This is a genomic window from Kribbella sp. NBC_00482, assembly GCF_036013725.1.
Taxonomy (GTDB): Bacteria; Actinomycetota; Actinomycetes; order Propionibacteriales; family Kribbellaceae; genus Kribbella.
On the sequence record NZ_CP107881.1, the window covers coordinates 7,765,094 to 7,776,980 of the forward strand.

General features: G+C 68.9%; 11 protein-coding genes. 6 read left to right on the top strand and 5 right to left on the bottom strand.

Translation table 11 applies throughout. The annotated features are described in order from the left end of the window. Nucleotides 1-4 precede the first annotated feature (4 nt). Nucleotides 5-1,339, bottom strand: coding sequence for an amidohydrolase (locus OHB24_RS37460; RefSeq protein ID WP_327635667.1), 1,335 nt, complete (start codon nt 1,337-1,339; stop codon nt 5-7). Between the two features lie 107 nt (nt 1,340-1,446). Between OHB24_RS37460 and OHB24_RS37465 the strand changes: the two genes are divergently transcribed. Further along, nucleotides 1,447-1,689, top strand: coding sequence for a hypothetical protein (locus tag OHB24_RS37465; RefSeq protein ID WP_327635668.1), 243 nt, complete (start codon nt 1,447-1,449; stop codon nt 1,687-1,689). A 505-nt stretch (nt 1,690-2,194) separates the two neighbouring features. On the opposite strand, the gene OHB24_RS37470 is transcribed toward OHB24_RS37465, so the two are convergent. After that, nucleotides 2,195-4,399 (bottom strand): DUF222 domain-containing protein, encoded by a 2,205-nt coding sequence (locus OHB24_RS37470; RefSeq protein ID WP_327635669.1) that lies wholly within the window; start codon nt 4,397-4,399, stop codon nt 2,195-2,197. A gap of 724 nt (nt 4,400-5,123) precedes the next feature. Between OHB24_RS37470 and OHB24_RS37475 the strand changes: the two genes are divergently transcribed. Beyond that, entirely contained in the window at nt 5,124-5,627 is a 504-nt protein-coding gene (locus OHB24_RS37475) for an alpha-ketoglutarate-dependent dioxygenase AlkB (protein ID WP_442913936.1), read from the top strand. Nucleotides 5,628-5,633: 6 nt separating this feature from the next. On the opposite strand, the gene OHB24_RS37480 is transcribed toward OHB24_RS37475, so the two are convergent. Next, nucleotides 5,634-6,077, bottom strand: a complete 444-nt coding sequence (locus tag OHB24_RS37480; protein WP_327635671.1) for a hypothetical protein — start codon at nt 6,075-6,077, stop codon at nt 5,634-5,636. A gap of 121 nt (nt 6,078-6,198) precedes the next feature. Here OHB24_RS37480 and OHB24_RS37485 point away from each other — a divergent pair, with 121 nt between their 5' ends. From OHB24_RS37485 to OHB24_RS37495, 3 genes are all read left to right on the top strand, one after another. Beyond that, on the top strand, nt 6,199-7,455 hold the full coding sequence (locus OHB24_RS37485) for an MFS transporter (RefSeq protein ID WP_327635672.1): 1,257 nt from the start codon (nt 6,199-6,201) through the stop codon (nt 7,453-7,455). Next, nucleotides 7,455-8,093: a pyridoxamine 5'-phosphate oxidase family protein gene (locus tag OHB24_RS37490; RefSeq protein WP_327635673.1), complete on the top strand. Its 639-nt coding sequence runs from the start codon at nt 7,455-7,457 to the stop codon at nt 8,091-8,093. Before OHB24_RS37485 ends, OHB24_RS37490 begins: the two co-directional genes overlap by 1 nt. A 78-nt stretch (nt 8,094-8,171) precedes the next feature. Next, complete coding sequence (locus OHB24_RS37495; protein WP_327635674.1) at nt 8,172-9,305, top strand: sensor histidine kinase; 1,134 nt, start codon at nt 8,172-8,174, stop codon at nt 9,303-9,305. Between the two features lie 25 nt (nt 9,306-9,330). On the opposite strand, the gene OHB24_RS37500 is transcribed toward OHB24_RS37495, so the two are convergent. After that, nucleotides 9,331-10,542 (bottom strand): alpha-hydroxy acid oxidase, encoded by a 1,212-nt coding sequence (locus OHB24_RS37500; protein ID WP_327635675.1) that lies wholly within the window; start codon nt 10,540-10,542, stop codon nt 9,331-9,333. Nucleotides 10,543-10,615: 73 nt separating this feature from the next. On the opposite strand from OHB24_RS37500, the gene OHB24_RS37505 reads away from it, so the two are divergent. Beyond that, a complete protein-coding gene (locus OHB24_RS37505) occupies nt 10,616-11,314 on the top strand; it encodes a FadR/GntR family transcriptional regulator (protein WP_327635676.1) in 699 nt (232 codons plus the stop codon). A 27-nt stretch (nt 11,315-11,341) separates the two neighbouring features. Here the strand turns inward: OHB24_RS37505 and OHB24_RS37510 are convergent, their stop codons facing one another. After that, entirely contained in the window at nt 11,342-11,827 is a 486-nt protein-coding gene (locus OHB24_RS37510) for a DUF6069 family protein (protein ID WP_327635677.1), read from the bottom strand. Nucleotides 11,828-11,887 lie beyond the last annotated feature (60 nt).

Genomic DNA, 11,887 nt, shown 5'->3' on the forward strand with positions numbered 1-11,887 from the left:
TGCATCACGGGGCGTAGTGCTGGACGGCACCGCCTTGGGAGAGATCTACGAGGGTGTTGGCCAGGAACTTCGCGTCGGCCAGGACCTCTTCTAGGTCCATCGTCGTGAGTTGGCGATCGCGCACCACGACCTGGCCGGCGACGAGCACGGTGACGACATCTGAGGCCTTTATCGAGTACACAAGCGCGGCGCGTGGGTCGTGGATTGGTTGGTTGTGCGGTGCGCTCAGGTCGACGAGGGCGATGTCGGCTTGGCGGCCGGGCTCAAGTACGCCGATCTGGTTCTTGAGTCCGGCCGCCGCGGCGCTGCCTCGGGTGGCGAGGCGGAGCGTCTCAGAGAGGGTCATCCATTCGGCGTCGTGTTCGCGCTGCTTCTGGGTGAGGGCGACCATGCGGATCGCTTCCCAGACGTCGAGAGTGTTGTGTACGGCGGCTCCGTCGGTGCCGACGCCCACATTGACGCCGGCTGATCGCAGTCCCTTGATCGGGGTGACCTCGCCCATCGCGAGCTTCAGGTACACCTTCGGGCAGCACGCGACCGTCGTACGGTCGGCGTACCGCTCGAGGATCGGGAGATCCTCCGCCCGGATGCCGCAGCCGTGCGCGATGAGAGCACCGGCCTCGAGGACCCCGGTCCGCTCGAGCACCTGGATCGGCGTGACACCGTGCTTGTCGAGCGAGGCCTGCGTCTGGTCGTCGGTCTCGGCGGCATGCAGATGGATCCGTCGCCCCTCGGCCCGCGCGAGGTCCGCCGTACGCCGCAGGTCGTCGTCGGCCACCGTGTACGTCGCGTGGGGTCCGAGGCTCGCGGTGATGCGCGGATGTCGTGTGCTCAGGTCACGGGTTGTCTCGAACGCTGCGTCGATCGCTTCCTGCCCTGCGGAGGAGAAGAACGTTGGCGCGAGGTCTGCCCGGATCCCGGACTCGATCGCGGCGGCGGCGATCTCGTCGGCGTGGAAGTAGTGGTCGACGAACGTGGTGACGCCGGCCAGCAACATCTCCGCACACGCCAGCCGCGCACCGACCCGCACCCGCTCCGGCGTCAGGTTCACCTCCATCGGCCAGATCCGCCGATTGAACCAGTCCTCGATCGCCAGATCCTCGGCCGCACCGCGCATCATGACCATCGGGCTGTGCGTGTGCGAATTCACCAGGCCCGGCACGGCCAGCAGGCCACTCCCGTCAACCACCTCGGTCGGCGGTTCACCTGCGTCCGGAGCGTCGGAGGTTGGGGTGATCGCGACGATACGGTCGTCGTCCACGTGGATGTCCTGCGCCTCGTCGACGCGGCACTCCCCCTGCTCGGGAACGACCAGGACGTCGACATTGCGGATTAGCATTCATCCTCCAGGCGCGCGGCTCGACGTACAGCAGTCTGGTCGATCCGCAGGTCCACCCTGCTCCAACTCGCTGGTGGGCAGACGCCGACGTACGCCAGACTGCCGACGTGTTTCCGTACCAGCATCTGCCGGCTATTCGGTCCTTCTGCATCGCGCGCTTGGAGGCGGCGCAGAACGCAGGCGACCCCGAGGCCCCCAGCCTCCGCACCCGCTTGGAGACCGCCGTCCACGCCCTGCGCGCCCTGGAACCAGCCACCTGGCCACAGGCCGAGACCGAAATCCAAACCGTCGCCGCCCGCTTCGCCACCCACCCCGACTACCCACCCCTCGGCCTCACCACCCAGACCTGAATCCTCCACAGCACGGCCATTGAAGCCCGGCAGCACCCGCCCATCATCCCGACCGACTCCGCAGGTAACCCTCCTTCCCGCGGACACAATGCGACGTGCCTTAGCAAGACGCCCTGCCAGCAGGCCGCCCGGCCCGACCACGCGGCGCAGACGCGGATCCTGCGGCTCCGGATCCTGAACAGGACGCACGGCGCAGGACACGGCACCGGACGGCACGGGGCAGGACGGCACGGGGCAGGACGGCACCGGGCACCGAACGACACGGGCAGGGCACCTGTCGCAGGACGACACGGGACAGGACACCCGGCGCAGGAACCCGTTACAGGACACCCGGGACCGACTCCACCTGCATCTCGCGAGCCGGGCCGCGACTGGTCAAACACCCGACCCATCCGGGTTTCACCACCCCACACTCATATGGGTGCGCTGGCTCATCCGGGTGTACGCGCCGACTCGACTGGAGTGCGCTGAAGCTCAACGGGGACTCACGGAACTCAACGGGGACTCATGGGTCGACTCGGTGGGTACCGTCGGGGTCGACGTGGAAGGTGAACCCGTGAGGCGTCCTCCACTCGAGTGTCCTGTAGTCGATCCGGCGCACGCTCCAGCCACGCGCATGGGTCTTCACCCGGTGCCCGAAACGACCCAGAGGCGCGAGATTCGCCGTGCTCGTCTGCCCGGTCGGCCCGTGCGGGTCATACGGCTCAATGTGATCCAGATCGATAGTGCCCGTGGTCTCACGGGTCCCGTACGGAAACAACTCGGCCGGATACATCAACTTGACCCGCTCACGGATCCGCGTCGGGATCTCATACGCATCAACACTCACCGCATCGTTCAGATCAATCACCGGCTTCACCGTGTACGGCCCAAAACCAACGAGCTCGGTCAACTGCGCCGCCAGCAACGGCCCAATCGCCTCAGCACGCAGCACCCCACAACCGGTAGCCAACGTGTGATCAGTCAGATGCACAACCACCTCAGTCTGCCCCGGACGCACCTGCCCAACCCGCGCCCGTCCCGCCCGCACCCGTACCGGACGCACCTGTCCCCTGATTCCATCGGCTCGGTCGACCGGCACCCCCGAACGCCTCGACTCACCCGAGCTACCCGCGTCGGCCGGACTGCCTGGGTCGGGCGGACTGCCGGGGTCGGGCGGACTGTCGGGGTGGGTGGGATAGCTCGGGTTGGCGTAGGCGTCTTGCTTGATCTGTGCCAACTTGGCGCGGAGCACCCGCCACGCGGCAGCATCCATCGCCGAACCCGCACCCGGTCCGTCGCACGCGGCCACGTCGACGTCCGCGACCGAGTCCGCGGCGTACGCTGACGTTCGTCTGTCGAACGGATCAGCCGGCGGATCGAGATCACAGGGCGCGCCAGCTTCCAGCCACGGATCATCCAGCGGACCCACCGGCTCCACGAGATCGAGCAACCCCCGCGATTCAAGCAAGTCCGTTGGTTCGACCGACGCCGGACGTTCGAACGAGTCTGCCGACCCGAGCGGGTCGGGTAGACGTCGAGAGCCGCGAAGCAGCAGATCGGCGGAGCTGGCCTGCGTCCCATACCCACCGCTCTCACCAATCGGCACCACCGCATCGTCCTGCACCACACCGTCGTGCACCCCGTCGTCCGGCACTACCGAGTTGTCCGGCACCACCGAGTTGTCCGGCACCACCGAGTTGTCCGGCACCACCGGGTCGTCCTGTGCCGCTGCGTTGTTCGGCTCTCCGGTGTTGCGCGGCACCGCCACGTCGCTCGACTCCGCTGGGTTGTCGGGGGTTGTGGGGGTGTGGGGTTCGTGGTTGGTGCCCGGCTGGGGTGTGGTGGGGCTGGTCGTCGGGTCCGGTGGGGGTGGGTGGGGCAGGTTGCGGGCTTGGTCGAGGAGTTCTTGGGTGAAGCGGGGGTCGGAGAGGATGTCGATGGCGTCGGCGCGGCGGTGCTGGACCGGGCGGGTGTCGCCGAACTTCTTCAGTGCCTCGGCGATGTCGGTGATGGTGGCGTTGCAGTGATTCACGGCTGCAGCGGGGGCTTTGATGTAGATGGTTTTGTTGCCGTGGCCGTCGCCGCGGCCGACATGAACGCCGCGCTCGTCAGCTGCCTCGGCCGTCTCGGTGGCGGCGCGGGCGGGGTCGGCGTGTTTGCGGGCGGCGCGGGCGATCTTTTCCAGCCGGTACGGCGGGAGGGTGTCGATGATCGCGGCGACTTTGCGGTCGACGTACTCCGCGGCCGCGTGGTCGAGTTTCCTGCACGCTTGCACGATCTGGCGAGCCTTCCACGGGGTGGCCTCGCCGGCCTGGATCCTCGCCCAGGTGCGCGGGAACCGGTGCCGTAACGCGAGGGCGTCGGCGAGGATGTCGCTGCCCACGCCGGGCGAGACCCCGAGCACGACGGCGAACTCGGCGATCGCGAACTCGGCGATCTCCGGGCAGCCGTCGCCACCCAGGACGACTGCTCGTTCGCGGCCTTCATAGGCGCGGCGGGAGGGGCGGGGCTGGCAGGCGGAGGGGTGGAAGCGGTCGGCGTAGATCTGGGCGCATTCCAGCAGCCGCGCGTCGGCCTGGCTGGCGATGGCGCGGCATTCCGCGGCGCCTTCCAGCAGGTCACGGGTCGGGAGCGACTCCAGATCTTTCTCGAACATGCGTTCGATTCTATGCCAAGCAGGAGAGCGGGTCCAGCCCCGTTTTCCCTTATCCACAAGGGGAAACGTCACACGACCGGCATACCGGGAAACGTGTATACGCGGTGCGAGTCGGTTGGTCGCGGGGTGGATCGCGTTATGGAGCGGTTCGATCCTGCGCACGGAGCGTGGCGGACATGCGTGGGCGGGGTGCATGTCGGCGGGCGCGGTGGGTATATGCGGTGGCTGTGGCGGGCGCCCGTGACAGAGCTCAGCGGGGCGTCGGCACGCGCCCGAGGGGATCGGAGGGCGCGCCGGATGGGCATAGGCGGTGCGGCTGCCGGTGCGAAGGCGGGCAGCACGGTCGGGAGCGCGGGACACGGGCGGCGGGCGCCTGAGCTGCATCCTTCGTGGGCCGGGCATGTGGGGATGCGGGGGCGGCACGGGCAGGGTGCGCATGCACGCAGAGGTGTGTAGGCGGGGCGTCCGGTCGATGCAGGCCAGGCTGAGCCGTTGGGGTGCGGGACTTGGGTGCATATGACCCGGGGCTTCGGGGCTGGCGCTGCGGGTGGGTCTGCGGGGCGTGGATGGAGGGGGCGCGGTGGGTTGGGTCGGAGGAGGTAGTGGGGTGGGTGGGTAGGGGAACGTTTGTTCGAGTTTCGGGTATTGTGGGGGGATGGGTGGTGAGCTTCAGGGGTCGTTGCTGGATGCCTTTGCGGATCCTGTGTTGGGGTCTTTGGGTGGGCTCGTGCGGGCTGAGTTGGGGCGGGGGGCCTGGGTTGATGTGCTGCCGGGGTGGTTGACGGGGGCGGATCAGGTGTATGAGCGGCTGGCTCGGGAGGTGCCTTGGCAGGCGGAGCGGCGGCAGATGTACGACCGGGTGGTCGACGTGCCTCGGTTGTTGTGTTTTTACGGGGAGAACGCGGAGTTGCCGGTGCCGATTCTGGATGAGGCCCGGGATGTGTTGAGTGCGCACTACGCGGACGAGTTGGGTGAGCCGTTCCGGACGGCTGGGTTGTGTTTCTACCGGGACGGGAAGGACAGCGTTGCGTGGCACGGGGATCGGATCGGGCGCGGGAACCACGAGGACACGATGGTGGCGATCCTGTCGGTGGGTGAGCCTCGGGTGCTGGCGCTGCGGCCGCGGCCGGGGGCGTCGAGTGGGCCGGTCGGTTCGACTGTGCGGTATCCGTTGGGGCATGGGGATCTGATCGTGATGGGTGGTTCGTGTCAGCGGACCTGGGAGCATGCGATTCCGAAGGCGGCGGGGCGGGTCGGGCCGCGGATCAGCATTCAGTTCCGGCCTCGTGGGGTGCGGTGACAGCGTTCATGCGGCGGCCGGTTCGGTGAGGGCTGGTTGGTGGATGCCGTCCTTGGTGGCTACGTAGAAGCCGAGTAGACGGATGCCGGCTGCTCGGCAGATGGTGGTGGCGGCTTGGGCCCATTGGGTGTCGAGGTCGGTCTGGTGGGCGGGGCCGGGGCGGCCAAGGGCGAAGACGAGAGCTGTGCCGGGTGCGGTGTGTACGGCGGGGATGATCGGGTGGAGGGCGGTCTCGCAAATTTGAGCGGGGCTGGGGTCCAAGGAGAAGGTCGCGGGAAGTTCGAGGGCGACGGTGGCTAGGTAGCGGTTGTCGAGGTCGCAGATGAGGACGGTGAAGGTGCCTCGGCGGCGGTCCCCGAGGCTGACCATCAGGTCCACGGCGTCGGCCGCGACGGAGGGATCGGTGAGGGGCTGGTCGACCCAGGTGGACGACAGATTCTCGAAGCTCATGTCTGTAAAGATGCCGCGATTCCGGCCGCCGATCCGGGTTGTCCACAGGGCAAAGTGGCCCATGATTTAGCAGCACAAATGGAACTCACGCTTGGGCCGCCAGAACCCTAGGCTCAAGGACATGAGCAGCAGACTTGGGCAGATCCTCCCCCCGGCCGGAGCGCCGCGGGACGTGGCGATGGCGCAGTTGGCGAACTCGGTCGGCGACGGTGCGTTCGTCGTCACCTCGGCGTTGTTCTTCACCCGCGTCGTCGGGCTCTCGACCGCGGAGGTCGGCCTCGGGCTGACGATCGCCTGGCTGGTGGGATTCCTGGCGGGCGTGCCGCTCGGGAACCTCGCGGACCGGCGGGGATCGCGTGGCACTGCGGTCCTGCTGGCGCTGACGACCGCGACGGCTGTCGCGTCGTTCCTGGTCGTCCGGAGCTTCGCCGGCTTCCTCATCGCCGCCATCGTCTACGCGTGCAGCCAGACCGGGATCACCGCGGCGCGGCAGGCGTTGCTGGCCGGGTTGGTCGCCCCGGCGGAGCGGACCAGGATCCGCGCGTTCCTGCAGGCCACGGTGAACGCCGGGCTCGCGCTCGGCGCGCTCCTCGGCGGTGTGGCGCTCCGGTTCGACAGCGAAGCGGCGTACCTGATCGTGTTCGGGATCGATGCGCTCAGCTTCCTGATCGCGGCCGGGCTGCTGCGCCGGGTGCCGTCGATCGCGACCACCCGCCGCGTCACGGGCGAGCCGAGGCTGGCGGTGCTGCATGACCGTCCGTACGCCGTTCTCGCGCTGATCAATGCGGTGATGCTGCTCTTCATGCCGCTCATCAGCCTGGTCGGTCCGCTCTGGATCGTCACCCGGACCAACGCTCCGAGCTGGGTCGTCGCCTCGCTGATGATCGTGAACACGCTCGGCGTCACGTTCTTCCAGGTCCGGATCGCGAAGAGCGTCAAGGATCTGCGCACCGCCGCCCGTTCGGTCCGGTACGCCGGTGTTGCCATGCTGGCCGCCTGCGCGGTATTCGCTGTGACGGCAGCCGATCTCGGACCGGCCACCACCGCCGGCGTTCTCGTCGTCGCCGCCGCGCTGCTCACCCTCGGCGAGATGAAGCTCGCGTCCGGCGCCTGGGAGATCAGCTTCGGACTCGCGCCGGCCGACAAGCAGGGCCAGTACCAGGGCTTCTTCGGCACCGGCCCCGCGGTCGCCCGGATGCTCGGCCCGGCACTGCTCACCACGGTCGTCCTCGGATGGGGTCCGATCGGCTGGCTGGTGGTCGGTGCACTGTTCCTGGGGACCAGTTGCGCAACTGGTCCCGCCGTACGATGGGCTGCGCGGACGAGGGCCGTCAACGAGGACGCCACGCCGTCGCTGGTAGAGGAGAGCGCCGCCTGATGGAGATTCCCGGACTGGTCGAAATCACTACGCAGGACGAGCTGCGGGAGATCGTTCCGCAACCGCTGGCAGCAGCCGCCGGCAAGACCCGCAAGGAGCTGCACGACCTGGATCGCGAGTGGCTCGCGGCGTCGCCGTTCTGCCTGGTCGCCACCTCCGCCGAAGACGGTACGTGCGACGTCTCCCCCAAGGGCGACCCGGCCGGATTCACCAAGGTCCTCGGCGCGAGCACGATCGCGATCCCGGAACGAGCCGGCAACCGGCGGGTCGACGGGTTCACCAACATCCTCTCCAACCCGCACGTCGGGCTGATCTACTTCCTGCCCGGCCGCGGCGACACGCTGCGGATCAACGGCCGCGCCCGGATCGTCAGCGAGGCGCCGTTCTTCGACGACATGATCGTGAAGGGCAACCGCCCGCAGCTCGCCCTGCTGGTCGAGATCGAGGAGATCTTCCACCACTGCTCGAAGGCGTTCCTGCGCTCGAAGCTGTGGAAGCCCGAGACCTGGGAGCCCGACGCGGTGACGACCCGGGCGCGGATCTCGCAGACGCTGGAGCGCACCGACGAGGAGCTCGCGACGCTCGAGGAGTACTACGGGCAGGCGTACGAGGACAAGATCTACAAGGTCAAGTACTGAACTACCGCAGCGGGCGCAGACCGAAGTACTCCGTGGCGACGATGACATCGCCCCGGCCGCCCTCTACGGTTTCGTAGTGTGACCGAACCTGTCCACGTCCCGACCCTCGGGGCCCGCGTGCGCCGCGTCCTGCTGCCGGTGGCGCTGGCCGTGTTCTCGGTGGTGGGGTCGTTCGGCGCGTCGCGTGGTCAGACCGACCGCCATGAGCCCGACTGGCTCATGGTGGTCCTGCTGCTGGTCGGCGCGCTCTCCCTGTACTGGCTGCGCACCAAGCCGATCCCGGTGCTGTGGGCAACTGTCATCTCGACGCTGATCTACATGCTCCGCGAGTACCCGTGGGGCCCGGTCATCTTCGCGTTCGTGATCGCCGTGTTCACCACCATCCGGCTAGGTCATCGGCTGGCGGGCTGGGTCGGGCTGATCACGCTGTACGTCGGGCACGTCGGCGGACGGATGATCCTCGGGATCAACGAGCAGGGCGTGTACCAGGTCCTGCTCGTCGGCACATGCTTCTGCGTACTCGGGTTCCTCGCCGAACTCTTCCGCGCCCACCGCGACCGCGTCATGGCCGCGGCGCGTACGCGGAAAGAGGAAGAACTGCGCCGCGCCGGTGAGGAACGCCTGCGGATCGCGCAGGAGCTCCACGACGTCGTGGCACACCACATCTCGCTCATCAACGTGCAGGCGTCCACCGCGCTGCACCTGGTCGACCGCCAGCCCGAGCAGGCCGCCCCTGCGCTCTCCGCGATCAAGGACGCGAGCAAGGAGGCCCTGGTCGAGCTCAGATCGATCGTCGGCGTACTGCGTCAGTCCGACGAGTCCGCGCCCCGTACACCGGTTGCCGGCCTCGATCACCTGGACCACCTGATCAGCCGCACCGAGAGGGCCGGCCTCGAGGTGCACAAGATCGTTCACGGCGAGCCGCGGCCGCTGCCGAGTGGCCTCGACCGGGCCGCGTTCCGCATCGTCCAGGAGTCGCTGACGAACGTCGTACGGCATGCGAGCGCGACGTCGGCGACGGTCCGGATCCAGTACGGCGAGCAGGCGCTGGTGCTCCAGATCGACGACAACGGTGACTGCCTGGCCGCGGCCCCGAAGGAAGGCAACGGCATCTCCGGGATGCGTGAGCGTGCGACCGCGCTGGGCGGCACGCTGACCGCGAACCGCACACCGGCCGGCGGTCTACGGATCACGGCGACCCTGCCGCTGTAGGTCGTTTTGGTTGACGCTGCCGTCGTTAGGGCAGGCGGACGTGGGACGGGTTCAGCTCGGCCACGCTGGAGACGCCGAGTAGGGCCATCGTGCGACGGACCTCCTTGGTGAGGATGTCCGCGGCGCGGGCAACGCCACGCTGACCGCCGGCCATCAGGCCGTACAGGTACGCGCGGCCGACCAGGCAGGCGTCGGCGCCGAGCGCGATCGCCGCGACGATGTCGGCGCCGGACATGATGCCGGTGTCGAGGTAGATCTCCGCATCCGTTCCGATCGCCTTGCGGACCTCCGGGAGGATGCGCAGCGGCGTCGGCGCGCGGTCCAGCTGACGACCGCCGTGGTTGGACAGCACGACCGCGTCGGCGCCCGCGTCGACCACCCGGCGCGCGTCCTCGACGGTCTGGATGCCCTTGACGATCAGCGGGCCCTCCCAGATCGATCGCAGCCAGTTGAGGTCGTCGATCGTCATCGTCGGGTCGAACAGCTTGTCGAGCAGCTCGGCGACTGTGCCGTCCCAGTTGGACAGCGAGGCGAACGTCAGCGGTCGCGTGGTGAGCAGGTTCGCCCACCAGGCCGGGTGCAGGGACGCGTCCAGGACGGTCTTCACGGTCAGCGACGGCGGGATCGTGAAGCCGTTGCGTACGTCGCGGAGACGAGCGCCGGCGACCGGTACGTCGACGGTCAGCATCAGCGCCTCGTACCCGGCGGCGGCCGACCGCTTCACCAGGTCCTCACCGGCGGTGCGGTCCTTCCAGACGTACAGCTGGAACCACTTGCGCGCGTCCGGCGCCGCGGCCGCCACGTCCTCGATCGAGGTGGTGCCCATCGTCGACAACGCGTACGGGATGCCGACCTGCTCGGCGACCTTCACGACCGCGCTCTCGCCCTCGTGGTTCATCATCCGGGTGAAGCCGGTCGGCGCGAACGCGAACGGCAACTCCGAGCGGCCGCCGAGGATCGACGTACCGAGGTCGATGTCCGAGACATCCCGCAGGATCGACGGCTGCAGCTCCATCTCGGCGAACAGCCGGCGGGCGCGGCGCAGGCTGATCTCCGCCTCGGCGGCGCCGTCGGTGTAGTCGAACACCGAGCGCGGCGTCCGGCGCTTCGCGATCGCCCGCAGGTCCGCGATCGTCAGCGCCTTCTCCAGCCGCCGCTCGGTCGCGTTCACCGTGACCGGCTTCGGCCGCAGCAGCGGCTTCAACTCGGACCATTTGGGCATCTGGCGATCGGTCATCACAACTCCCGGCTCAATCTGTGGTCGGACCACACCATACCTGTGGTCCGACCACACGGGTAGGCTCGTCCGCATGAAGAACTACGAGCTGGTCCTGCATCGGGTCGAGGCCGACCTGGCGGCGGGGCGGCTGCGGATCGGCGGGCGGTTACCCGGTGAGCGGGCGCTGGCCGAACAGCTCAGGATCAGCCGGCCGTCGGTGCGGGAGGCGGTCCGGGTGCTCGAGGCGATGGGCGTCGTACGGACCGCGACCGGATCCGGTCCCGAGGCGGGTGCGGTGATCGTGGCGGAGCCGGTTTCGCCGCTGACCGCCGTACTGCGGTTGCACCTGGCAACCAATCACCTGCCGATGGGTGACGTCGTGCAGACCCGTCTGCTGCTGGAGTCCTGGTCGGCGCGGGAGGCGGCGGCGCGGGAACTCGGGGCGGGCGAGCTGAAGGTCGCGGAGGAACTGCTGGACCGGATGGACGACGCCGGGTTGTCGCCGGAGGAGTTCCACCTGCTCGACGCGGAGTTCCATGTCGCGTTGTCCGGGCTCGCCGGGAACGTGCTGATCGCCGCGGTGATGACGTCGTTGCGGTCGGCGATCCACGGGTACGTGCTGGCCGCCGTACCCAATCTTCCGGACTGGGAGGGGACGGCTGTCGGGCTACGGTCCGAACACCGCGCGATCCTCGCGGCGGTGCGCGGCGGCGAGCCGGAGCGCGCGGCCGAACTGGTGACCGCGCACATCCGGGGGTTCTACCAAGCGGCTCAATTAGGGGGCGTCTGAGAGTTCCGCGCAGTAGGCGCAGAGCTCTCAGATGCCCCCTCGGCACCGTTCGGCGGCGGTGAGGGCGGTACGGCGGAGGCCGAGGATGACGATCGCGCCGACGACGAGGTGGAGTGAGGCGAGGCCGAGCTTGGCGCTGGTGCCGATCCCGTTCGTCAGGGGGCTGCCGAGCGACGTGACGCAGACGATGGTCGCGATGACGGTCCAGATGTCGCGGGCGCGCGGCGTACGGCGCTCGAGGATCGAGAGCAGGCTCCAGCCGGCGAAGGCGACGAAGATCGTCGAGACTACGACGGCGATGGCGCCGATGTGCTGGGTCCCGCCCTGGCGGGCCTCCAGGGTGAGGCCGGCGAGCGGGGCGAGGATCGCCCAGTCCGCTAGCGCTGCTAGCGCGGCGACGCCGACGACCGCCAGGCGGCTCCGGCCGGGGACGCGGCGAGGCGCCTGAGACGGGGCGTCAGGGGTAGCGGCGGGCATCGGGGGCATCGCGGTGACGGGGTTGGGCTTCGGCATTGCGGGCTCCTCAGGTGATGGGGTTGTGGGATCACCTTGGTGCGAGGCGGGAGTTCGCGG